Source organism: Mycobacterium sp. (genome assembly GCF_032162105.1).
GTDB lineage: Bacteria > Actinomycetota > Actinomycetes > Mycobacteriales > Mycobacteriaceae > Mycobacterium.
The window spans coordinates 1-23,493 of record NZ_JAVRPS010000140.1 but is presented as its reverse complement, the minus strand read 5'-3'; the positions used below and the strand labels follow the sequence as shown (position 1 = coordinate 23,493).

Below are 23,493 nucleotides of genomic sequence, written 5' to 3'. Positions count from 1 at the left end.
GACCTGCCCACCGGCAAGGGCCTGGTGATCGCCGAGGGCGTCCTGGTGGTGCAGCGCATGCTGGCATCACGGTTCATCGCCCGCGCGTTCCTCGGGATCGAGCGCCGGCTCGGCGAGCTGACCGCCGATCTGCACCGGACCGATGCGCCGTTCTACATCGCGAGCCCCGAGGTGATGGCCGACGTCGTCGGCTTCCACCTCAACCGTGGAGTGCTGGCGGCCGCGCCGCGCCCACGGGAGCTATCGGTAGCCGAGGTACTCGAGCACGCCCGCACGGTCGCAGTCCTCGAGGGCGTCAACGACCACGAGAACCTCGGCTCCATCTTCCGCAACGCCGCGGGCCTCGACGTCGACGCGGTGGTATTCGGCAGCGGTTGCGCCGACCCGCTGTACCGGCGTGCCGTCCGTGTTTCGATGGGGCACGCGCTGCTGGTGCCCTACGCCTGGGCATCGGACTGGCCGCGTGAGCTGGAACTGCTGCAGGACAAGGGCTTCCGGCTGCTGGCCATGACGCCCGATCCGGCCGCGAGTTCGTTGGCCGAGGCGATGTCGGCACTGTCCGATCAGCGGGTGGCCATCCTCGTCGGCGCCGAGGGGCCGGGCCTGACCGAGCGGGTGATGCGGGCCTGTGACGTCCGGGTGCGGATTCCGATGTCGCGGGGCACCGACTCGCTGAACGTCGCGACGGCCGCCGCCCTGACGTTCTATGAACGGGCTAGGGTGGCGCCGTGACCGACGACGCGACTCCGTGGGGAACCGGGCTGACCGTAGCGGCCTTCGTCGCGGCGGTGACCGCTGCGGCGATCATCGTGCTGAGTCTTGGCCTCACCCGCGTGCATCCGCTGTTGGCGGTCGGGCTCAACCTGGTCGCCGTCGGCGGGCTGGCCCCGACGGTCTGGAGTTGGCGCTCGCGACCGGTGTGGCGGTGGTTCGTGCTGGGCAGCGGGGTCGGCGTGGCCGGGGGATGGCTGACGCTGGCCGGGTTGGCGCTTGGCGCGTAACGCCTTTCGCGACCGTCAGGTCAGCCGCGCCGACGTGTAGGAGGCGTTGAACAACCCGGTCGTGGCTTCGTCCGGATCGAACGTAAGGCCGTTCGCGACGAACTCGTCCTCAACCGTCACCGTCGAGGTGCGCCAGCCGCACTGGTGGAGGTACTCGACGACACTGTTTCGCTCACCCAGATAGATCAGCTCCGACGGTTCAGCGAGATCCAATCCCTTGGCCCGCTGGCTGACGCTGATCGCGCGGACCCGGTCGTTGGTCAGCGCTCGCATGTCCGGCTGCCAATCGGTGGCGATGCGGCTGCCTGGCGCAGACAGCCGGGTGATCTCGTCGAACAACCGGTCCTGCGCCTCCGGCGGCAGATAGCCCAGCAGTCCCTCGGCGATCCAGGCGGTGGGCACCTTGGTGTCGAACCCGGCTAGCAGCAGTTCCCGTGTCCAGTTCCGGCGCAGGTCGATGCCGATGGAGTGCAGCGTGGCCGCCGGGGTGGCGCCGAGCTCGGCCAAGGTGCGCCCCTTGAACTCGATCACCTGCGGCTGGTCCACCTCGAACACCGTGGTTCCCGACGGCCACCGCAGGCGGTACGGCCGGGTGTCGAGGCCGGAGGCCAGGATGACGGCCTGACGCAGGCCGGCGTCGGTGGCCAAGGTGAAGAAGTCGTCGAAGTACTTGGTGCGGATGGCCATGCCGTCAGCCAGCTGCTGCGGGTCCAGGAGCACGCCGTCCTCGTCGGGTTCGATTTGCCCATGGGCCATCTTGATGAAGAAGTCGACGCCGACGGCGCGGACCAGGGGCTCGGCGAACACGTCTTCGATCAGCGGGTCGGGGCCCAGTGAGGCGAGTGCTCGAGAAGCGGCCACGCCGGTCGCGGTCGCGCCGACGCCTGAGGCCAGATCCCACGTGTCGTCATCGGTACGAGGCATCGAATTCACATCCTTAGCTGCGGAAACACAGATATTAGTTAGTCAACTTAACCAATGATGCCACAGCGCGCGCCCACGCGCAGACGGGTGCGATTCGGTGGAGGAGCTAAACGCCGGTCACGGCTGAGTGGCGGAGCGGACGCCCAGCAGGACGTCCTCCCAGCCGGGCACCGCCGGCTTGCGCTTGCGGGCGCGCGCCGGCTTCGGCGCCGGCGGGGGTTCTGGCACGACGACGGGCTCGGGAACGACGGGCAGCGGCTCGGTGAAGTCGAGCTCGGGAACGGGCGCCACCGACCGCAGCGGCGGACGGGCGAAGTTCGGATCGACGAGCTCGGCCGCGGCATCGTCGAACGGTGTCGCCGTGCCGCCGTGCGCGCCGGGGGTGAAGCGGAAGTGCGCGGCGTTCTCGGACCTGCCTGCCTTCCACGTCAGCTGCACGGTCCAACGGCCGTCCTCGTTGCGCCACGCATCCCACGCAGTGGCCTCGGGATCCAGGCCTCGGGACACCAGTGCCGTCGTCACCGTCTCCAGCAGCGTCATGACGGTGGGGCCGTCGGCCAGCACCGGGTGGGCGGCGGTGGCCAACTCGGCCGCGCGGGAGCGTTCCAGCAACACGGGGTGGGCGAATCGTTCTACTCGGCTGAGGCTCTCCCCGGCCGCTGACGCAACCTGCTCAACGGATGCACCTGCGCGGATTCTGGCTTGAATGTCCTTGGGACGCAGCACGGTTGGAACCTCGGCCTCGATCTTGGGTGGAGTGAAACTGGCATTCTCGCCCTGCAGTGCAGCGTGCAATCGGTCGTCGGGAGTCAGCACGAATTTGTCGCCGGAGTCGGCCGCCTCGCAGATGATGCGTTTGCCGTCGACATCCAGTCCGACGACTTTGAGTTCCCGCATACCGACCTCCTAGGGGCCGCCCAACCAAGCGTGGGTTAACGCGTCACCCTACTGCGTTATCGACTCGTAACCGCGTTGACACGCTGGTGTACTCACAGGCGCTCGACGACCCAGTCCACGCAGGCGGTCAGCGCACTCACGTCGTCGGGGTCGACGGCGGGGAACATCGCGACCCGGAGCTGGTTGCGGCCGAGTTTGCGGTACGGCTCGGTGTCGACGATGCCGTTGGCCCGCAGCTGCTTGGCCACCGCGGCCGCATCGACGTCATCGGAGAAGTCGACGGTGCCGACCACCTGTGACCGCAGCGCCGGGTCGGAGACGAACGGCGTGGTGTACGTCGCCGCCTCGGCCCAGGAGTACAGCCGCTGCGACGAATCTGCGGTCCGCTTCACGGCCCAGTCCAGTCCGCCGTTGCCCAGCAACCAGTCGAGCTGCTCGGCGAGCATGACCAGGGTGCCGATGGCCGGGGTGTTGTAGGTCTGGTTCTTCAGGCTGTTGTCGATCGCGATGGGCAGCGACAGGAAGTCGGGGACCCAGCGGCCGGACGCGGCGATCGCCTCGACGCGCGCCAGGGCCGCGGGGCTCGCGATCGCCAGCCACAGCCCGCCGTCGGAGGCGAAGTTCTTCTGCGGCGCGAAGTAGTAGACGTCGGTGTCGGCGATGTCCACAGGAAGTCCGCCCGCGGCGGACGTGGCGTCGATGACCACCAGCGCGTCGCCGGCCGGCCGCTGTATGGGCACCGCGACGCCGGTCGACGTCTCGTTGTGCGCCCAGGCGACGACGTCGACCGACGGATCTGACTGCGGCTGCGGTGCGCTGCCGGGATCGGCCTTCACGATGATCGGATCGCCGACGAACGGGTTGGCGGCCACCGCCGAGGCGAACTTGGCGCTGAACTCGCCGTAGGTGAGGTGCAGCGAGCGCTTGTCGATGAGGCCGAACGCCGCGGCGTCCCAGAACGCGGTCGAGCCGCCGTTGCCGAGGATGACCTCGTAGCCGTCGGGCACCGAGAACAGCTGCCCGACGCCCTCGCGGACTTTGCCGACGAGGTTCTTCACCGGTGCCTGTCGATGCGAGGTGCCGAATAGATCGCCTGCCGCGGCGAGCGCCTGCAGCTGCTCGGGCCGGACCTTCGACGGACCAGAGCCGAAGCGGCCGTCCTTGGGTTTGAGGTCGGCGGGAATCGTTAGTTCGGCCATGCGGTCAAGGGTAGTGACCGGACTTGTGCGCTGTTCTGCGGGGAGGCTGGGCAGAAGTCGCCGCAAAGTCGGGAAACACCCGATTAATTGACACCCAATGTGGACATACTGTGACTGGTCGGGCTGCAGCTTGAGCGGCTTTGAGGGGCACGTGATGGGTAAAGGGAGAGCTTCGGCGTCGTGGCTGGCCTATGCGACGGCCGTGACGGTCTTCGGTTCGGTGCTCGCCGCGGTGCCGGCCCGGGCCGACGGTGACCAGGGCGACGCGGTGCTGAGCGAGATCAACGCCACGCGCGCCGCGAACGGTTGTGGCCCGGTTGCGATGAATCCGCAGCTGACGGCGTCCGCAGCGCGGCAGGCCAACGACATGCTCGCGAACGGAGTGCAGGGCCACACCGGTTCGGACGGGTCCTCCCTCGCTCAACGCGTCACGGACGCCGGCTACGTGTCGTACGCGAAGCTCGGCGAAATCGTCTTCTGGGGCACCGGCTCTGCAGGCACCCCGGCTACCGCGATCAGATGGTGGATGAACAGCCCGGGCCACCGCGCGATCATCACGGACTGCGGATTGACCGAGGCGGGGTTCTCGGCGGTGAGCAACGGCAACGAGATGACCGCGGCGGGCGACTTCGGGAAGAAGTAGACGAAGGCGAAATGTCCCCCGGCGCAGGTTAATTCGTCAGGATGCGTGGGCCGTCGGCGGTGACCGCGACGGTGTGCTCGCTGTGCGCGGCGCGGGCACCCGACGCCGTCCGCAGCGTCCAGCCGTCCGAGTCGTGCGTGTAGTCGTCGGTGCCGTCGGCGATCAGCATCGGTTCGATGGCGATCACCAGACCGGGGCGCAGTTTCATGCCCTTGCCGGGGCGGCCCTCGTTGGGTACGTGCGGAGCTTCGTGCATGGTGCGCCCAATGCCGTGGCCGCCGTGATCTGCGAGCATGCCGTAGCCGGCGCCGCGTGCCACCTTTCCGATCGCGTAACCGACGTCGCCGAGCGTGTTGCCCAGCCGGACTGCGGCGATCCCGGCCGCTAGCGCCGCGTCGGTGGTTGCGATCAGTGCGGTGTCCTGCGGGCGGGGTGTGCCGACGATGAAGCTGCGAGCGGCGTCGCCGCACCAGCCGCGCAGGGTGGCGCCGAAGTCCACAGACACCAGGTCGCCGTCGGCCAGTACCTCGCCGTTCGGGACGCCGTGGACGACGGCGTCGTTGACGCTAGTGCAGAGCACCGCAGGGAACGGCGACGGCGCCCAGGACGGGTGGTAGTTGAGGAAGGGCGAACCGGCGCCGTGTCGGGCGAGCACGTCCGCAGCCACCTTGTCGAGGTCGGCGGTGGTGTGTCCCGGCTTGGCGTGTTCGACGATGGCGCGCAGCGCTTCGGCTACTACCGCACCCGCGGCGGCCATCGCTTCGATCTCGGCTTCGGTCTTCAACTCGACCATCAGGTGTGACTTACGTCACATGCGACGTGCGTTACCGGGCTGGGCCACATCTCGGAAACACCCTGTTCAATTCCTGGGACCTCCGGTACCGTGTTGTACACCAAGCTAGTCAATGTAAACCTCAGGAGAGGGTTCGAATGGCTCGCACGAAGATGATCAGGCGTTGGCGTCGCAACATGGACGTGACTGACGATGCCGGGTACGTGGACACGCTCACCACACTGTCCGAGGGGTCGGTGCGGCGCAACTTCAACCCCTACACCGACATCGACTGGAATTCGCCGGAGTTCGCCGTGGTCGACAACGACGAGCGCTGGATCCTGCCTGCGACCGATCCGATAGGCCAGCACCCCTGGTACCAGTCGCAGTCGGTTGAACGGCAGATCGAGATCGGCATGTGGCGCCAGGCCAATGTGGCCAAGGTCGGCCTGCACTTCGAGTCGATTCTGATCCGCGGCCTGATGGAGTACGCGTTCTGGACGCCCAACGGCTCGCCGGAGTACCGGTACTGTCTGCACGAGGCGGTCGAAGAGTGCAACCACACCATGATGTTCCAGGAGATGGTGAACCGCATCGGTGCCGACGTGCCGGGCATGCCGCGGCTGCTGAAGTGGGTCCAGCCGTTCATCCCGCTGGTCGCCGGTCCGCTGCCGATCCCGTTCTGGTTCGGCATTCTCGCCGGCGAGGAGCCCATCGACCACACCCAGAAGAACGTTCTGCGCGAAGGCAAGACGCTTCATCCGATCATGGAACGGGTGATGGCCATCCACGTGGCCGAGGAAGCCAGGCACATCTCGTTCGCGCACGAGTACCTGCGCAAGCGGGTGCCGCACCTGCCGTGGCGTAAGCGGTTCGTGTTGTCGATCTATGTCCCGCTGACGATGCGGATCCTGTGTTCGGCGATCATCGTTCCGCCGCGGGCGTTCTGGAAGGAATTCGACATCCCGCGCTCGGTGCGCAAGGAGATCTTCTTCCGCTCGCCCGAGTCCCGGCAGATGTTGCGCGACATGTTCGGCGACGTCCGGATGCTCTGCAACGACACCGGCCTGATCAACCCGATCGCCAAGCTCGTCTGGCGGATGTGCAAGATCGACGGCCGGCCCAGCCGGTTCCGCAGCGAACCGCAGCGCCAGCACGTAGTCGTCGCCGCGTAGCGGGGATCGGCCGACTTCATGCCGCACGTAATCACCCAGTCGTGTTGCAGCGACGGGTCCTGCGTCTTCGCCTGCCCGGTGAACTGCATCCACCCGACCCCAGACGAGCCGGGTTTCGCCACGGCGGAGATGCTCTACATCGATCCCGCCGCGTGCGTGGACTGCGGAGCCTGTGTGTCGGCCTGCCCGGTCGGGGCCATCACGACGGTCTCGAAGCTGGCCGACACGCAACTGCCGTTCATCGAACTCAACGCATCCTTCTATCCCGCGCGGCGGGTCGACGAGAAGGTTCCGCCGACCTCGAAGCTGGCGCCGGTGATGGACGCGCCGGTGATCCACCCGCGCTCCGGTGGCCCGCTGACGGTCGCCATCGTCGGGTCGGGACCGGCCGCGATGTACGCCGCCGATGAACTGCTCAGCCAGCGGGGCGTGCGGGTCAACGTCTTCGAGAAGTTGCCTACCCCCTACGGACTGGTCCGCGCCGGCGTCGCGCCCGATCATCGGAGCACCAAGCGGGTGACGCGGCTGTTCGACAGGATGACGCGGCTGCCCGGGTTCTCGTTCTATCTCAACGTCGAGGTCGGCCGGCACGTCAGCCACGCCGAACTGCTCGCCCACCACCACGCGGTGCTCTACGCCGTCGGTGCACCGAATGACCGTCGGCTCGACGTCGAGGGCGTCGGGTTGCCCGGCAGTGGCTCGGCCACCGAGTTGGTGGCGTGGATCAACGGCCACCCCGACTTCACCGATCTGCCCGTCGATCTGAGCCACGAACGCGTGGTCGTCATCGGCAACGGCAACGTCGCCCTCGACGTGGCGCGCATCCTTACCAGCGACCCGGATGACCTCGCCCGCACCGACATCGCCGACCACGCCCTCGCCGCGTTGCGCGGATCGCGCGTGCGGGAGGTCGTGATCGCGGCGCGCCGTGGCCCGGCCCAGTCGGCGTTCACGCTGCCGGAGTTGATCGGCCTGACCGCAACGTGCGACGTGGTGCTCGACGCGGCCGACCACGATCTGGTGCAGCGGGACCTCGCCGAAGAGTTGCGTTCCCCAACGGCACTGACCCGCAACAAACTCGAGATCCTCGCCAAGCTCGGGGACGCGTCCGCACCCGTATCGGGCCCCCGGATCCGGCTGGCCTACCGCCTGACCCCGCAGCGTCTGCTCGGCACGGACCGGGTGGCGGGCGTGGAGTTCACCGCCGCCGGCACCGACGAGACCCGCGTCATCGAGGCCGGGTTGGTGCTGACGTCGATCGGCTACCGCGGCAAGCCGATTCGCGACCTGCCCTTCGACGACGACGCCTGCGTGGTGCCCAACGCGGGCGGCCGCGTGGTCGACCCGACCTCGGGCGCACCGGTGCGGGGCGCCTACGTCGCAGGCTGGATCAAGCGCGGACCGACCGGCTTCATCGGGACCAACAAGTCGTGCGCTGCGGAGACCGTGCACGAGCTGGTTGCCGACTACAACGACGGTCGTCTCCATGACCCCGTCGCGAGGCCGGCGGCGCTGGATCGCCTGGTTCGCGAGCGCAGGCCCGAGGTGGTCGACGCCGCCGGGTGGAAGGCCATCGACGCCGCGGAGATCTCACGCGGTGGCGACGATCGACCGCGCAACAAGTTCATCTCGGTCGAGGACATGCTCGCCGCCGCGGCCACCGTGCCGACGCCGCCGCTGGGACGACGACTGCTCGCCGGGTTGCGCCGCTAGAACGGCGGCTTGTCGTCGGCAGGTGTCATTGGCGATGTCGAACACTCGAAGAACACTTTGATTCTGCGGGTTGCATGACAGCGAAACTCGACCCGTACCTCGGCTTACACTTCCGCAATGTTCTCGGAGACGCGCTATGCGCTGAACGGGGACTTGCGCGTCGCCTACCGCACGTCTCGTGAAGGTCCGCGGGACATTGTGTTCGTCCCGACCTGGTTCACCAATTGTGAGGTCGTGCCGGATTTGCCCTCGATACAAGGCTGGATCGAGGCAATGACGTCGGTCGGCCGGCTGATCCTCATCGATCAGCCCGGCACCGGCGCATCAGATCCCATCGCTCCGGATGCGATGCCCACCTTGGAGCAATGGGGCGACAGCATCACCGCGGTACTCGATGATCTCGGCAGCCACGAAGCGGTTCTCATCGCTGTCGCTGGCGCGTTCGCGCCTGCAGCACTGTTTGCCGCGGCACATCCGTCCCGCACCACATCGCTCGTCGTGCTCGAAGGTTTCGCGGATCCGATTGCGGCAAGCGCCGACGGGCGGACGCGCGAGGAAGTCCGCGCCGCCTTCGTCGCCATGTGGGGGACGGGAGAGTACGAGCACCTGGTCAATCCGGACATGCCGTGGAACGAAGAGGTCCGCTCTGCGTGGGCTCGAGTGGAACGGCTCTCGGCCAGTCCACGGACCGTTGCGCGCATGTGGCCGCTCGTGGGCGAGGTGGACGTGCGGGCAGTTCTGCCGACAATCCGTGTGCCTACTCTCGTCGTCCATCACACCGACGACCCGATCGTCGTGCCCGCAAAGGGTAGGTTTGTGGCCGAGCACATCCCCGGCGCGAAATACGTTGAGCTGCCGGGCCGCAACATGTACCACTTCGTCGAACCGTGGCGCGAGTCCTTTCAGGTGATCGCGGAGTTCCTCACCGGCCACCAGGCGGACGTGGCCGACGACCGGGTGCTCGCCACGGTGCTATTCACCGACATCGTGGATTCGACGCGTCGGGCCGCCGAGATGGGTGACCGCGATTGGCACGCGTTGCTTGATGCGCACGACGCTGTCGTGCGGGCGCAGCTCGCTCGGTTTCGTGGCCGCGAGGTGAACACGTCGGGCGATGGTTTCCTGGCGGTGTTCGACGGCCCGCAGCGAGCGATCCGCTGCGCGATGTCGATCCGCGACGTGGTGCAGGCGCTCGGCATCGAGGTGCGTGCCGGGTTGCACACCGGCGAGTGTGAGGTTCGCGGTGATGACATCGGTGGGATCGCCGTGCACATCGGCGCGCGAGTCAGCGCACTGGCAGGGCCGAACGACGTGCTCGTGTCCAGCACGCTGCGCGACCTCGTGATCGGGTCAGGGCTCGAATTCGAAGAGCGCGGCGCTCACGAACTCAAGGGCGTGCCCGGCGCATGGCATCTCTTCGCCGTCGCGTCTTCGTAGCGGAGGGGTTTCGGCGCAACTTTCGTGAAATCAGCGTGGCGGTTCTGGTGCTGGCGTATGCACATCGGATGGGAGCTGCGACGTACGTGGGACGAGTCGGCGCGCTGGCGGTCGCGCTGGGGATCGGCGTGGCCATCGTCAACGGGGCGGGCCCGGCGGTGGCGGACACGCCATCATCGGAGGCGTCCTCGGAGTCCGAGTCGGGACCCGCCGGATCGAATTCGACCGCGCCGGAATCTGACCCGGCGGTGGCGGACACGGCGCCCGCGGGTGCCACGCCCGCTGACACGGTGAACGATGCTGCCCCGGAACCCGATTCGGCCACCGACGCCGCCAATCCGTCGGGCACCGCGTCCACGTCGACGGGCGGCACGACCTCAGCAGCCCCACCCGGCGTGGTGGTGAGCACAGGCGGCGCGCAGATCTCCTCGTCGAAGGACGCCGATGACGAGCCCGTCGACGAACCGAAGTCGACGAGCGGGTCCGACCAGGAGGCGGCTTCGGCCGCGGTGAAGGTCGATGTGGTCAGCAAGGTTGATGCCACCGAGGTGAAGGTCGACGGCGACGCGCGACCCGCCGTTGAGCAGGAATCGGACGCACGACCCGCCAGTTCCCTTGCGGCACGGACGATGTCGACGATGACCGTGCAGAGTGCCGTCACGACTGCGGTGACGGAACCCGTCGTCCCATCGCTGCGGCCGTGGCCGACCGCCTTCGACCCGGTGACCGTGGTGACGTACGTGTCGGGACTGGTGACGGGCTTCGTCAATGCTCTGCTGAGCCCGTTCGCCTCGGGTCTTCCGGCGTTGCCCACCGATCCGTCGCCGTGGGCGCTGCTGGCCTGGGTGCGTCGCGAGCTGTTCAACGGCTCGCCGAACATCACCCCTGTGGTCAACCCGCAAACGAACGAATTGATCACCGGCAACATCGGTGCGGTCGACCCGGACGGCGACCAGCTGACCTATACGGTCATCGGCAGGCCGCTCAACGGCGGAACGCTCGAGGTCGACGAGGACGGCAATTTCACTTACCGCCCGATGAACGCGATGGCCGCGGTCGGCGGAACCGATCAGTTCACGGTCGTGGTCAGCGACGAGGCCGCAGGCTTTCACGTGCACGGCCCGCTCGGGCTGCTCAAGTTGGTGCCGATCCTGGGTAACTTCATCAACCCCGGCGGCGGCGATGCGGTGGCGCAGACGATCACGGTCAGCGTCGACCCGGTGGCCGGGGTCGACCTGTCGTTCCCCAGCACCTTCCACTGGGGTGTGGCAACCGCGGGGTTCCAGGCCGAGGGCGGCCCGGGCTCACCCGTGGATCCCAATTCCGACTGGTACAAGTGGGTGCACGACCCGATCAACCAGCTCCTCGGACTGACCCACGGGGTTCCGGAGAACGGGCCAGGCACCTACGTCTCCTATGACGGCGACGCGGCGCTCGCCGAGGGCGAGCTCGGCATGAACACGTTCCGGATGAGCATCGAGTGGAGCCGCATATTCCCGAGTTCCACTGCATCCATTGATATCTCGGATGAAGGCGGCGGCGTCAGCCTCGCCGATCTCCAGGCCATGGACCTGCTGGCCAACCAGGCCGAGGTCCAGCATTACCGCGACGTGTTCGACTCCTTGATCGACCATCACCTGGAACCGCTGATCACGGTCAACCACTTCACGTTGCCGGCATGGGTCAACGACCCCACCCAGACCCGGCTGCTGGCCCAGCTCGGGTTGCCCGCGCCCACCGCCGGATGGCTGTCACCGTCGACCCCCGTCGAGTTCGAGAAGTACGCCGCATACGTCGCATGGAAGTACGGCGATCAGGTCGACAACTGGACGGTGCTCAACGAGCCGGTGCCGCCGGTACTGACCCAGTACCTATCGATACCGGGCGTCGTCCCGAGCTGGCCGCCCGGCGTGATCAGGCCCGACCTTGCCTCGACCTTCCTGGTCAACGAGGCCAAGGGTTACGTGGCCGCATACGACGCGATTCATACCTGGGACGCCGTGATCGCAACGCCGGGCCAGCCCAAGGCGTTCGTCGGGTTCGCCAACAACATGATTCCCGCACGCCCGGCGAACCCGGTGAATCCGCTCGACGTGCAGGCGGCCGACGCGTGGAACGACTTCTACAACCACTGGTTCCCGAACGCCGTCATCGACGGCTGGGTGGACGCGAACCTCGACGGGATACAGACGCCCGACGAGATTCGTCCCGACTTCATGGGCAAGGCGGACTTCATCGGCGTGCAGTACTACGGCTCGCAACCGATGCAGGGCTTCGGACTCCCGCTCATCCCGGGACTTCCATGGCTGCAGGGCATTCCGGGCCGGTGCGCCGCTGAGTCGCCGACGTGCAGCGACTTCAATCAGCCCACCGACCCTGGCGGTTTCCGCGAGGTCCTCGAGATCGCCGCGTCGTACGGCAAGCCGATCTGGGTCACCGAGAACGGCATCGCCGACGCAGGCGACTCGAAACGGCCGTCGTACATCGTCAACCACATCGCGGTCGTGCAGGACCTGGTCGCACACGGAATGGACATCCGCGGCTACACCTACTGGTCATTGGTCGACAACCTCGAGTGGGCGAACGGATACGACCTCCAGTTCGGCCTCTACGGATCCGACCCGACGACACCCGAGCGTGAGCGCACGCCGAAGGCGGCCAGCATCTCGGCGATAAGCCAGATCACGACCGCCAACGGCTTGCCCACCAGCCTCTTGGCGCTTTACATCCCGGGTTCTGTCTAGGCCGCGCCGGGGCTAGCCGCTACTGACTCTGTGCCATCGCCGCGGAGATCTCCTCCGGGCTGACCGTCCGCACGGGTTGACCCAGTGACCAGTGGTGGCCGAACGGGTCGCGGATCACGCCGTAACGGTCGCCCCAGAACTGGTCCTCCAGCGGAGCGATGACCGTTGCGCCCGCGTCCACGGCCCGCTGGAACGCCGACTCGACGTCGACTACCTGCAGGTGGATGGTTACCGGCGTGCCGCCCAGCGCCTTGGGCGTCGATGACTTGCCGTCGCTGTACTCGGGGAAGTCGTCGTTGAGCATCACCATCGACCCGTTGATGTCCAGCGCGGCATGCACGAGGCGGCCGTCCGGATGAGGCACCCGGCCGTACTCCGTGGCGCCGAACGCCTTCACGTAGAAGTCGATGGCTGCGGCGGCATCATCCACGACGAGGTGAGGTGCGACGAGGGGCTTGACTTCTGGCTGGTCTGGGCTGGCCATGGCGATCTCCTTGGATAGGGCATTTCGAATGGTTCAGGTGTATCGACTACCCGCTGGGCGGAATCTCATCGCGTCGACGCACGTCGGGTAGTCGTCTACTCTAGGCACCCGTTCTCGCGGCGGCGATGCTCCGTGCATGACGCAGATCGCCCAGCAAGAGATGCTCGACTCGCTGCCCCTCGCGCCGCGGAACCTCCTGCCGTTGCGGGAGCAGATCAACGCGATTCGCACCTTTCACACTGGGTGCGAGACGCTGCGCGACGCCGGCGGGCCGGTCACCCGGATCAAGATGGGCCCGAGCTGGCTGATACCCGAGGTCGTTGTCGTCACCTCACCGCAGGGCATCCACGACGTCCTTGGCAGATCGGACGCCGTTGTCGAACGGACGCGGCTGCACAGTGAAATGCGCAGCCTGATCGGGGCCAACCTGTTCGTCGTCGGGCACGACGAGTGGCTGCCAAGGAAACGACTGTTGCAACCGATCTTCACCAAGAAACAGGTGCGAGGGTATGGGGGCCACATGGCGCGGGCAGCGGAGACCATTGCCGAAAGCTGGCGGTCCGGAACCGAAGTCGATCTCGACGCCGAATGCCGGAAGTTGACGCTGCGCGCTCTGGGCAGCTCGGTATTGGGACTGGACCTCGACGCGGAGTCCGACCGGATCGGTGAGCCACTGCGGGTGATGCTGCAACACGTCGCCGATCGTGGTGTGGCCCCGGTGCGGTTGCCCGGGTGGGTGCCGACGCCTGCACGTCGGCGAGCGCGTGCCGCCAGCGCCGCGTTGCGCGATCTCGCCGCAGGCGTGCTGCGTGCGGTCAGGGCGGACGCAAACCGCGACGCTCCGTTGGTGCGCGCGCTCGCAGACGCGACCGACCCCGAGACCGGTAGGGGCCTGACCGACGAGGAGATCCGCGACGAACTCGTCCTGTTCATGGGCGCAGGGCAGGACACGACGGCGACCACCCTCGGCTACGCGTTGTGGCAACTCGGACGCCATCCCGAGATGCAGGAACGCGTGCGTGCGGAGGCAGCGGCCGTCGGGGACCGGGAACTCGCGCCCGAGGACGTCGTCAACCTCGGCTACACCGTTCAGGTCCTGCACGAGGCGCTGCGGTTGTGCCCGCCTGCCGCGGTATCGGGCCGGTTGGCGATGGAGGACATCGAGGTCGACGGATACCGGGTGCGTGCGGGCACGATGGTGGTCGTCGGTATCTACGCGGTCCACCGCGACGCGACGCTGTGGGAGCGGCCTACGGCATTCGATCCCGATAGGTTCCGACCCGATTTCGCCAGGAACATCGACCGCTGGCAGTTCCTGCCCTTTGGCGCCGGGCCACGGACCTGCGTCGGCGACCATTTCGCGATGCTCGAACTCGCACTGGCATTGAGCACCCTGGTGCGGCGCAGCGAGATCCGTTCGCTCGACTCCGATTTCCCGTTGGCGACGCCGTTCACTCTCGTCGCCGGCGGGCCGATCCTGGCCCGGGTGACCAGTCGTACCGGCTACACCACGGAGAACCCCGCAGGCAGTGCGGCCCGGCCGGTCAGCGCCGACAACACCGTCTCGCCCTGACCAAGGGCCACGCCGACGCGCGTCGCCAACACGGCGGCGTCGGCAAGAGCGTCTTCGGGCAGCGTGAAGCTCAGGCCGGCGGCCCGTGCGACGTCGAGACTATGCACCGCCAGCTCGAATACTCGTGTCGGCAAATAGGTGTGCAGCCGGATGCCCAGCCCGCCGATGACCTGGATCAGCGGGTCGCCTGCCCGGGCCAGCTCGCCAAGGGCCTGCTCCACCAGTCCGTCCACCGCGGCGGCCGGATCGTCGCCCAGCTCCCTGCCGGCCTGTCGGCCACGCTCGAGTACCGCGGCCGGATCCATGCCAAGCGCCGACGGGTTCACCCGCGCGTAGTACTCCTGTGGGGTGGCGAGGTCTTCGCGGTCGGCGGTGGTCTGCAGATAGGTGCTGACCGTGATCAACGAGCGTGACGTGTGACCGACGAGCGACCGTAGATCCCACTCACCCAGGCCAGGACCGTCCCACTTCGATGACGGGATGTCGTGCACCAGCCTCGCGAATGCGGTTGCCGCGGAGGCGAATGTCGCTGCGCTCACGAACCCGCAGGCACCGAGATCTCGTCCCAACCCTCGACCGACTCCGGGGCGCGTGGATCCGGGCCGACGTAGATCGCCGACGGGCGCACCAGCTTGCCGAGTCGCTTCTGCTCGAGGATGTGCGCGCACCAACCTGCGGTCCGGCCGCAGGTGAACATCGCGGGCATCATCTTGGGCGGCACCTTGGCGAAGTCGAGGATCACGGCCGCCCAGAACTCGACGTTGGTCTCGATCGCGCGGTCGGGCCGCCGCTCCCGCAGTTCGGCCAACGCGGCCTGTTCCAGCGCGGCGGCCACCTCGAAGCGCGGCGCCTCCAGTCGCTTGGCGGTGGCGCGCAGCACCCGGGCCCGCGGGTCCTCGGCGCGATACACCCGGTGGCCGAAACCCATCAACTTGTCCTTGCGGTCGAGGATGCCCTTGACCACAGCGCGGGCGTCGCCGATGCGCTCGACCTCCTCGACCATCGGCAGCACCCGGGCAGGCGCGCCGCCGTGCAGGGGCCCGCTCATGGCGCCGACCGCCCCGGACAGCGCGGCGGCCACGTCAGCCCCGGTGGAGGCGATCACGCGCGCGGTGAACGTCGATGCGTTCATGCCGTGCTCGGCCGCGGTCACCCAGTAGGCGTCGATGGCCTCGACGTGCCTGGGGTCGGGATCGCCATGCCATCGCATCATGAATCGCTCTGTCACGGTTGTGCATTCGTCGATGTTGCGTTGCGGCACGGCAGGCTGGTGGATGCCGCGGGCGGACTGCGCCACGTACGAAAGGGCCATCACCGACGCCCGGGCGAGCTGATCGCGCGCGGTCGGTTCATCGATGTCGAGGATCGGGGGATACCCCCAGATCGGGGCGAGCATGGCCAGGCCCGCCTGCACGTCGACCCGAACGTCGCCGCTGTGGATGGGCAGTGGGAAGGGCTCGGCAGGCGGCAGCCCGTGGCCGAATCTGCCGTCGACCAGAAGGGCCCACACGTCGCCGAACGTGACGCGACGGGCGACCAGGTCCTCGATGTCGACGCCGCGGTACCGAAGCGCCCCGCCGTCCTTGTCGGGTTCCGCGATTTCGGTGGTGAAGGCCACGATGCCTTCGAGTCCCTCGACGAAGCCGTCGGGCACAGCAGACATGCCAGTCATGGGCCAGATTCTCGCACCAAGGCTCGCCGCGGTCACTACCGGTCGGTAATGAAGGGGGGAACCCGCGGGCGTAGCGTCAAGCGCGTGATTTCGGAGGGTGGCGAACAGCTGGCGCGGATGCGGGTGGAGTACGGATCGGTGGAGAAGGACGGCAGTCCCGATCTCGACGCCGATTGGCTCGGCCCGGACCAGGCGGCCGGCTGGGTTGCCTTGCTGCGCAAGTGGTTGGCCGACGCCCATGCCGCGGACGTCGCCGAACCGAACGCCATGGTGGTCGGCACCGTGGACGCAGCGGGAAGGCCGGTCACCCGCACGGTGTTGTGCAAGAGCGTGCACGAAACCGGCATCACGTTCTTCACCAATTACGACTCCGAGAAGGGCGAGCAACTCGCGACGACGCCGTACGCCTCGGCCACCTTTCCGTGGTTTGCTCTCGGCCGTCAGGTACACGTCCGCGGGCCGGTGACCAAGGTGCCGCAGGAGGCCACCGCCGACTACTGGTCCAAGCGGCCGCGTGGCTCGCAACTCGGGGCGTGGGCGTCGCACCAGTCCCGGCCGATCGCGTCGCGCGAGGCGCTGCTGGGGCAGCTGGCCGACGTCACCGAAAGGTTCGCCGACCTCGACGCCGTCCCGGTGCCGCCGAACTGGGGCGGCTACCTCATCGCGCCGGAGGTCGTCGAGTTCTGGCAGGGCCGGGAGAATCGGGTGCACAACAGGATTCGCGTGACGGGCGCTCGCGTCGAGCGGCTGCAGCCATGATTTCTCCCGTCGCTTCGCTCGCCCAGACGAGTGGCTAGGCTCTTCGCCGACACCACACCGCTACGGACGCAGGACTTCCGTCGGCTGTGGATGGCCGGCATCGTCACCGTCATCGGCGGCAACCTGACGATCTTCGCGGTGCCTGTCCAGCTCTATGCCCTGACGCAGAACTCGGCGTACGTCGGGTTGGCAGGCATCTTCGCGTTCGTCCCGCTCGTCGTGTTCGGGTTGTGGGGCGGCGCGTGGGCCGACGCGATGGACCGCAGGCTGCTGCTGATCATCACCTCTTGCGGGCTGGCGGTGGCGTCGGTGCTGTTGTGGCTGCAGGCGGAGCTGGAGCTGAACAACGTGTGGGTGGTGCTGTGCCTGCTGTCGGTCCAGCAGGCGTTCTACGCGGTCAACTCGCCGACCCGGTCGGCTGCCATTCCACGGATGCTGCCCGGCGACCAGTTGCCCGCAGCCAACTCACTGAACATGACGGTGATGCAGTTCGGCGCGATCGTCGGACCGCTGCTCGCTGGGGTGATGCTGCGCTGGGTGGACCTGTCCACGCTGTACATGATCGACGCGATCACGTGTGTGCTGCCGATCTGGGCGACGTTCCGGCTCGCCCCGATGCCTGCCACGTCGCTGCAGACCACGGGCCAGTGGGGGTTCGCCGCGGTGCTCGACGGATTCCGGTACCTGTCCGGCAACCGGGTGGTGTTGATGTCGTTCGTGGCCGACCTGATCGCGATGATCCTGGGCATGCCGCGGGCGCTCTTCCCCGAGATGGCTCACCAGAGCTTCGGCGGCCCGGTCGAGGGCGGCACGACCATGGCGTTGCTGGCGGCCTCGATGGCGGTGGGCGCGGTGGTCGGCGGGGTGTTCTCCGGGTGGTTGCCGCGGATCCGGCGTCAAGGCCTCGCGGTGGTGGTCGCGATCGTCGTGTGGGGCGTCGCGATGGCCGGTTTCGGGATTGCCAGCGGGCTCGCCCATGGGTCGGCGCGTACCTGGCTGTGGGTTGCTTTGGCATTTCTGGCTATCGGCGGCGCGGCAGACATGGTGTCGTCCGCGTTCCGGTCGACGATCCTGCAACAGGCGGCATCCGACGAACTGCGCGGCCGGCTGCAGGGTGTCTTCACCGTCGTCGTGGCCGGCGGGCCGCGGCTGGCAGACGCAGTACACGGCGCCGCCGCCGCCGCGGTGGGGACCGCGGTGGCCGCCACTGGCGGAGGTGTGCTGGTCGTGATCGGCGTCGTCGTCGCAGCGCTGATGGTTCCCGCGTTCGTCCGCTATCGCGTAACCGGGCTAACGACTTAAGTTTTTCATAAATAGGGGAGTTAATATTCCGCGCGTGGCTGAACTCGCGGAAGACTCCGTTCCCGGCTTGCGCGAGCGAAAGAAGTTGAGGACTCGCGCCATTCTCATCGACGCGGCCATGGACCTCTGTCTGCGCAACGGTTACGAGAACACCACCGTCGAACAGATCGCGGCCGCCGCCGACGTGTCGCCGCGCACGTTCAGTCGTTACTTCGCCACCAAGGATGCGGCGTTCATGACCCTCATCGAGGACTATTCGCACGAGGTGTCGATCGAACTCGAGACGGTGCCGCAGGACGTCGGTCCCCTCGAGGCGATGCGGCAGGCGCATGTGGCGGTTCTGACGCGGGTGGCGAGTCGGCAGGTCGGCAGGCTGACCACGGAGCGGATCATCCTCATGTTGCGCGTGGTCAATGCCTCCGACACGCTGCGGAGGTCGGCTTCCGAATACCGGCACGAGGCGTCCGAGGTCATCATGGCCAAGCGGATGGGTGTCGACGTCGAGGACCGCAGGAGGCGTCTGGTCGGCGCCATCTTCGCGTCGACGATCGTGACCGCGTGCGGTGATCTCATCACCGACACCGACACCGTCCAACTGGGTCCGACGGTCATGGTGGATCGCCTCAACGAAGCGTTCGAACATGTGGCGCTCTTCGCATCGGATCTGCCTGCGCCCGCGGCCGACTACGAGCCGGTGTATGGCTGACACTTCGGCCTACGGACTGCGGGAACGCAAGAAACAGCAGACACGTGCGACCCTGATCGAGGCGGCGGCCGACCTCTGTCTTCGGCAGGGGTTCGACAACACCACGGTCGAGCAGATCGCCGCCGCCGCCGACGTCGCACCCCGGACGTTCAGCCGGTACTTCCCGACCAAGGACGCCGTCGTCGCCGCCATCGCCGACCAAATGGACACCGACATCGGCGGGGCGCTCGAGCATCAGCCGACCGACATCACCGAATACGACGCACTGCTGCTCGCGCATCTCGAGGTGTTCGGCCCGGAGCTGAACTACCAGACGCCGGCCTTCAAGCGGATGGCGGTGCTGATCCAGATCGTCAACGCGTCCTCGTCGTTGAACGCCTCGGCGTTCGCGTTCCAACGGGCCTCGGCCAATGCCTCCGTGGCCGTGCTCAGCAGACGGATGGGCCAGCCGCCCGACCATCCGGCGGTGCGCATGGTGATCGACGTCTGGACGTGGCTGTTCGCCGCGTCGTTCGCCGGCCTAGGTCAGCCCGGCAACGAGCCGATCGAGGCGAGGATCGTCTGCGACCGGATGTGCGCGACCTTCGAGCTGTTCCGCAGGTCCTGGTCGCCTTGGAGAGAACGCGAGAATGAACCCGAGCAAGCCTCGGAAGCCGACGCCAACCCCCCGCAAGCGCGCTAAGTCGATAGCGACTACTTTCACTAGTGACGGACAGCTCTGTTCCAGTCGACAACCGCAGAAGGGGTTAACGTGCCCGAAAACTCCAATTCCGGCGAGGTCGCCAAACTCGGTTATCCGGGTGGCGAGATCGACTTGGAGATCGTGCAGGCGACGGAGGGATCCGACGGCATCGCATTGGGATCGCTGCTGGCCAAGACCGGATACACCACGTACGACGGCGGGTTCGTGAACACGTCGGCCACCAAGAGCGCCATCACCTACATCGACGGTGACGCGGGCATCCTGCGCTACCGGGGTTACCCGATCGAGCAGCTGGCGGAGAAGTCGACCTTCATCGAAGTCAGCTACCTGCTGATCTATGGCGAGCTGCCGACCACCGAACAGCTCGAGAAGTTCACCACCCTGATCCAGCGGCACACCCTGCTGCACGAGGATCTCAAGCGCTTCTTCGACGGCTTCCCGCGCAATGCGCATCCGATGCCGGTGCTGTCCAGCGCGGTCAACGCCCTGTCGGCGTACTACCAGGACTCGCTGGATCCGATGGACAAGGAGCAAGTCGAGCTGTCGACCATCCGACTGCTGGCCAAGCTGCCGACCATCGCCGCCTACGCATACAAGAATTCGGTCGGCCAGCCGTTCCTCTACCCGGACAACTCGCTGACCCTGGTGGAGAATTTCCTGCGGATGACCTTCGGGTTCCCCGCCGAGCCCTATGAGGTGGACCCGGAGGTCGTCCGCGCCCTGGACATGCTGCTGATCCTGCACGCCGACCACGAGCAGAACTGCTCGACGTCGACGGTGCGCCTGGTCGGCTCGTCGCAGGCCAACCTGTTCACGTCGATCTCCGGCGGCATCAATGCGCTGTGGGGTCCGTTGCACGGCGGCGCCAACCAGGCGGTGCTCGAGATGCTCGAGGAGATCCGGCAGCAGGGCGGCGACGTCCACGAGTTCGTCAAGAAGGTCAAGAACAAGGAAGACGGCGTCAAGCTGATGGGCTTCGGCCACCGGGTCTACAAGAACTACGACCCGCGGGCGCGCATCGTCAAGGAGCAGGCCGACAAGATCCTTGGCAAGCTGGGCGGTGACGACGATCTGCTGGCGATCGGCAAGGCGCTGGAAGAGGTCGCGCTGACCGACGAGTACTTCATCGAACGCAAGCTGTACCCGAACGTCGACTTCTACACGGGTGTGATCTACCGCGCTCTGGGCTTCCCGACACGGATGTTCACGGTGCTGTTCGCGCTGGGCCGGCTGCCCGGCTGGATCGCGCACTGGCAAGAGATGCACAACGAGCCCGGCGGCAAGATCGGCAGGCCGCGGCAGATCTACACCGGCTACACCGAGAGGGATTACGCCGACATCGGCGGCCGCTAGCCTTCGCCATGACGCAACTCACGTCGATCTTGCTTGCACAGGTAATAGTTGTAGTTTCACAATGGTTGTGTGAATGAAAGCATCGGCACACTTACGGCGCGCCGTAAGACCATCGTGCTGGTGTCCTGCTGCCTGAGCCTGCTCATCGTGTCGATGGACGCAACGATCGTCAACGTCGCGATCCCGAACATCCGCACCGACCTTGGCGCGTCGCCATCGCAGTTGCAGTGGGTGGTCGACGTCTACACCCTGGTGTTGGCCTCGCTGCTGATGCTGTCCGGCGCGACGGGTGACCGGTTCGGCCGCAGGCGGGTCTTCCAGATCGGTCTCACCGTCTTCGCGGTGAGCTCGCTGCTGTGCAGCCTGGCCCCCAACATCGAGACGCTGATCGCTGCCCGCTTCCTGCAGGCGATCGGCGGTTCGATGCTGAATCCAGTTGCGCTGTCCATCATCTCGCAGGTCTTCACCGGTCGTGTCGAGCGGGCGCGCGCGCTCGGCTTCTGGGGCGCGGTGATCGGCATCTCGATGGCGCTCGGACCGACGGTCGGCGGCTTGCTGATCGAGCTGATCAGCTGGCGGGCCGTGTTCTGGATCAACCTGCCGATCTGCGCGGCGGCCATCGTGTTGACGGCGATCTTCGTGCCCGAGACCAAGTCGGCGACCATGCGCAACATCGACCCGATCGGTCAGGGACTTGCCGTGGTGTTCCTGTTCGGCGTGGTGTTCACGCTCATCGAAGGCCCCAGCCAGGGCTGGACCAATCCGCGCGTGATCGCGGTGGCGGTCGTCGCAGTGCTGGCCTTCGCCGCCTTCCTGCGCTACGAGGCCAGGCGCCACGACCCGTTCATCGACCTGCGCTTCTTCCGCAGCATCCCGTTCGCGTCGGCGACGCTGACCGCGGTGTGTGCGTTCTCGGCGTGGGGCGCATTCCTGTTCATGATGTCGCTGTACCTACAGTCCGAGCGGCACTACACCGCCCTGCACACCGGTCTCATCTATCTTCCGATCGCCATCGGCGCGCTGCTGTTCTCGCCGTTATCCGGGCGGCTGGTCGGCCGCTACGGCGCCCGCCCCTCGCTGTTGGCGGCAGGCGCGTTGATTACGGCGTCGTCGGTGATGCTGACGTTCCTCACCGCCACGACTCCGGTGTGGGAGCTCCTGACGGTCTTCGCGGTGTTCGGTATCGGCTTCGCGATGGTGAACGCGCCCCTGACCAACGCCGCGGTCAGCGGGATGCCGCTGGACCGTGCGGGCGCAGCCTCGGCCGTGACGTCCACCAGTCGGCAGATCGGTGTGAGCATCGGTGTGGCGCTGTGCGGTTCGGTCGCGGGATTGGCGGTGTTGCAGAGCGGAGCGGACTTCGCCGCCGCATCCCGGCCGCTGTGGTTCGTGTGCGTCGGACTCGGTGTCGTCATCTTCGCGCTCGGCTTCCTGTCGACGTCGCAGCGGGCGGACCGGTCGGCCCAGCGGCTGGCCCCGCTGGTCGCGGGCACGTCGGTCGTCACGGAGAATCGGGTCCGTGTCGGATAACCCACGCGCCGACGAGGTGTGGCGCGCGATGGCCGCGGTGGTGTTCGACAACCGCGACCGATGGCGGCGCGATGTCGTCGAGGCCACGGGGCTTTCGTTCAGCAGGGTGCGTGTGATTCGCAGGCTGGCCAAGCGGGCCATGACGGCCAAGGGGATCGCCCAAGCCGCCACCATGGACGCGCCCGCCACCACCGTCGCCCTCAACGACCTCGAGGACCGTGGGCTGATCGTGCGCGAAGCGGATCCGACCAACCGCCGCTCGAAGCTGGTGTCACTCACCGAAAAGGGCCGCGAGGTGGTCGCGTGCATCGACGAGGTCGAGGACCCCGCGCCGCCCCCCTTCGCCTCGTTGAGCCAGGCCGAACTTCGCACGCTCGAGACCATCCTGGCCAAGCTGGCCGCGGGTTAGCGATTGGCGGCCGCGTTAATCGTTGGTCTAGATTCCCGCAGCGTCCTATCCTTGACGGATTGATGGGCCGACGGGGGTCGGATCGACGATGACTGCGTGCAGGACCTGCGGCACTGAACCGCGGGAGGGTGCCCGCTTCTGTGACGCGTGCGGTTCGCCTGTTGGATCGGCTGTGAACACCGCCGAGTACAAGCAGGTGACGGTGCTGTTCGCCGACGTGGTCGGATCAATGGAATTGGCTACGGAAGTTGGACCGGAGCGACTGCGCGAGGTCTTGACCGCACTGTTCAATTCGTCCACCGGCATCGTCCGCCGCTACGGCGGCACCGTCGACAAGTTCACCGGCGACGGTCTCATGGCAGTGTTCGGAGCACCGATCGCCTTGGAAGACCACGCGGTTCGCGCGTGTCGGGCGGCGTTGAACATTCAGCGCGAGGCCGCACATCTGGCTCAGGACGTCGCACAACGAGACGGCGAAACATTCGCAGTGCGAGTCG

At 67.2% G+C, this 23,493-nt stretch carries 23 protein-coding genes; 16 read left to right on the top strand and 7 right to left on the bottom strand.

Translation table 11 applies throughout. The features are described 5' to 3' along the window. Positions 1-732 (top strand): TrmH family RNA methyltransferase (locus QOC69_RS06975; RefSeq protein ID WP_526437727.1); only part of this gene is annotated, 732 nt, incomplete at its 5' end. Further along, positions 729-1,001, top strand: coding sequence for a DUF2537 domain-containing protein (locus QOC69_RS06970; protein ID WP_526437725.1), 273 nt, complete (start codon positions 729-731; stop codon positions 999-1,001). The genes QOC69_RS06975 and QOC69_RS06970, both read left to right, overlap by 4 nt. Before the next feature lie 15 nt (positions 1,002-1,016). Here the strand turns inward: QOC69_RS06970 and QOC69_RS06965 are convergent, their stop codons facing one another. From QOC69_RS06965 to serC, 3 genes are all read right to left on the bottom strand, one after another. Beyond that, positions 1,017-1,925 carry an SAM-dependent methyltransferase gene (locus QOC69_RS06965; RefSeq protein ID WP_526437723.1) on the bottom strand — a complete coding sequence of 303 codons (909 nt, stop codon included), beginning with the start codon at positions 1,923-1,925 and terminating at the stop codon, positions 1,017-1,019. 117 nt (positions 1,926-2,042) lie between these two features. Next, positions 2,043-2,822 carry a septation protein SepH gene (gene sepH, locus QOC69_RS06960; RefSeq protein WP_526437721.1) on the bottom strand — a complete coding sequence of 260 codons (780 nt, stop codon included), beginning with the start codon at positions 2,820-2,822 and terminating at the stop codon, positions 2,043-2,045. A gap of 92 nt (positions 2,823-2,914) precedes the next feature. Further along, positions 2,915-4,021 (bottom strand): phosphoserine transaminase, encoded by a 1,107-nt coding sequence (gene serC / locus QOC69_RS06955; protein ID WP_526437719.1) that lies wholly within the window; start codon positions 4,019-4,021, stop codon positions 2,915-2,917. Between the two features lie 154 nt (positions 4,022-4,175). Between serC and QOC69_RS06950 the strand changes: the two genes are divergently transcribed. Next, positions 4,176-4,664 carry a CAP domain-containing protein gene (locus QOC69_RS06950; RefSeq protein WP_526437717.1) on the top strand — a complete coding sequence of 163 codons (489 nt, stop codon included), beginning with the start codon at positions 4,176-4,178 and terminating at the stop codon, positions 4,662-4,664. 28 nt (positions 4,665-4,692) lie between these two features. Here the strand turns inward: QOC69_RS06950 and map are convergent, their stop codons facing one another. After that, complete coding sequence (map, locus tag QOC69_RS06945; RefSeq protein ID WP_526437715.1) at positions 4,693-5,457, bottom strand: type I methionyl aminopeptidase; 765 nt, start codon at positions 5,455-5,457, stop codon at positions 4,693-4,695. A gap of 137 nt (positions 5,458-5,594) precedes the next feature. Between map and QOC69_RS06940 the strand changes: the two genes are divergently transcribed. From QOC69_RS06940 to QOC69_RS06925, 4 genes are all read left to right on the top strand, one after another. Next, positions 5,595-6,611, top strand: coding sequence for a diiron oxygenase (locus tag QOC69_RS06940; RefSeq protein ID WP_526437713.1), 1,017 nt, complete (start codon positions 5,595-5,597; stop codon positions 6,609-6,611). 18 nt (positions 6,612-6,629) lie between these two features. Next, positions 6,630-8,324 carry an FAD-dependent oxidoreductase gene (locus QOC69_RS06935; RefSeq protein ID WP_526437711.1) on the top strand — a complete coding sequence of 565 codons (1,695 nt, stop codon included), beginning with the start codon at positions 6,630-6,632 and terminating at the stop codon, positions 8,322-8,324. A 117-nt stretch (positions 8,325-8,441) separates the two neighbouring features. Continuing rightward, positions 8,442-9,761, top strand: coding sequence for an adenylate/guanylate cyclase domain-containing protein (locus QOC69_RS06930; RefSeq protein WP_526437709.1), 1,320 nt, complete (start codon positions 8,442-8,444; stop codon positions 9,759-9,761). A gap of 68 nt (positions 9,762-9,829) precedes the next feature. After that, the gene (locus QOC69_RS06925; protein WP_526437707.1) at positions 9,830-12,505 is read left to right on the top strand and encodes a family 1 glycosylhydrolase; all 2,676 of its coding nucleotides are present in this window, start codon (positions 9,830-9,832) and stop codon (positions 12,503-12,505) included. A 19-nt stretch (positions 12,506-12,524) separates the two neighbouring features. Here QOC69_RS06925 and QOC69_RS06920 read toward each other — a convergent pair whose 3' ends face one another. Beyond that, entirely contained in the window at positions 12,525-12,989 is a 465-nt protein-coding gene (locus QOC69_RS06920; protein ID WP_526437705.1) for a VOC family protein, read from the bottom strand. Between the two features lie 136 nt (positions 12,990-13,125). On the opposite strand from QOC69_RS06920, the gene QOC69_RS06915 reads away from it, so the two are divergent. After that, complete coding sequence (locus QOC69_RS06915; protein ID WP_526437703.1) at positions 13,126-14,562, top strand: cytochrome P450; 1,437 nt, start codon at positions 13,126-13,128, stop codon at positions 14,560-14,562. On the opposite strand, the gene QOC69_RS06910 is transcribed toward QOC69_RS06915, so the two are convergent. Continuing rightward, entirely contained in the window at positions 14,493-15,101 is a 609-nt protein-coding gene (locus QOC69_RS06910; protein WP_526437701.1) for a maleylpyruvate isomerase N-terminal domain-containing protein, read from the bottom strand. The genes QOC69_RS06915 and QOC69_RS06910 overlap by 70 nt on opposite strands. Continuing rightward, positions 15,098-16,225 carry a citrate synthase gene (locus QOC69_RS06905; RefSeq protein WP_526437729.1) on the bottom strand — a complete coding sequence of 376 codons (1,128 nt, stop codon included), beginning with the start codon at positions 16,223-16,225 and terminating at the stop codon, positions 15,098-15,100. The genes QOC69_RS06910 and QOC69_RS06905 overlap by 4 nt, the downstream gene beginning before the upstream one ends. Before the next feature lie 57 nt (positions 16,226-16,282). Here QOC69_RS06905 and pdxH point away from each other — a divergent pair, with 57 nt between their 5' ends. The 8 genes from pdxH to QOC69_RS06865 all read left to right on the top strand — a co-directional run. Continuing rightward, the gene (gene pdxH, locus QOC69_RS06900) at positions 16,283-16,993 is read left to right on the top strand and encodes a pyridoxamine 5'-phosphate oxidase (protein WP_526437699.1); all 711 of its coding nucleotides are present in this window, start codon (positions 16,283-16,285) and stop codon (positions 16,991-16,993) included. Positions 16,994-17,023: 30 nt separating this feature from the next. Beyond that, positions 17,024-18,295, top strand: coding sequence for an MFS transporter (locus QOC69_RS06895; protein ID WP_526437697.1), 1,272 nt, complete (start codon positions 17,024-17,026; stop codon positions 18,293-18,295). A 34-nt stretch (positions 18,296-18,329) separates the two neighbouring features. Continuing rightward, the gene (locus QOC69_RS06890; protein WP_526437695.1) at positions 18,330-19,001 is read left to right on the top strand and encodes a TetR/AcrR family transcriptional regulator; all 672 of its coding nucleotides are present in this window, start codon (positions 18,330-18,332) and stop codon (positions 18,999-19,001) included. Next, positions 18,994-19,683, top strand: coding sequence for a TetR family transcriptional regulator (locus QOC69_RS06885; RefSeq protein ID WP_526437693.1), 690 nt, complete (start codon positions 18,994-18,996; stop codon positions 19,681-19,683). The genes QOC69_RS06890 and QOC69_RS06885 overlap by 8 nt, the downstream gene beginning before the upstream one ends. 69 nt (positions 19,684-19,752) lie before the next feature. Then, positions 19,753-21,057, top strand: a complete 1,305-nt coding sequence (locus QOC69_RS06880; RefSeq protein WP_526437691.1) for a citrate synthase — start codon at positions 19,753-19,755, stop codon at positions 21,055-21,057. A 69-nt stretch (positions 21,058-21,126) separates the two neighbouring features. After that, positions 21,127-22,587 carry an MFS transporter gene (locus QOC69_RS06875; protein WP_526437689.1) on the top strand — a complete coding sequence of 487 codons (1,461 nt, stop codon included), beginning with the start codon at positions 21,127-21,129 and terminating at the stop codon, positions 22,585-22,587. After that, on the top strand, positions 22,577-22,996 hold the full coding sequence (locus QOC69_RS06870) for a MarR family winged helix-turn-helix transcriptional regulator (protein WP_526437687.1): 420 nt from the start codon (positions 22,577-22,579) through the stop codon (positions 22,994-22,996). Before QOC69_RS06875 ends, QOC69_RS06870 begins: the two co-directional genes overlap by 11 nt. An 88-nt stretch (positions 22,997-23,084) precedes the next feature. Further along, the coding region (locus tag QOC69_RS06865) for an adenylate/guanylate cyclase domain-containing protein (protein ID WP_526437685.1) at positions 23,085-23,493 on the top strand (409 nt) is incomplete at its 3' end.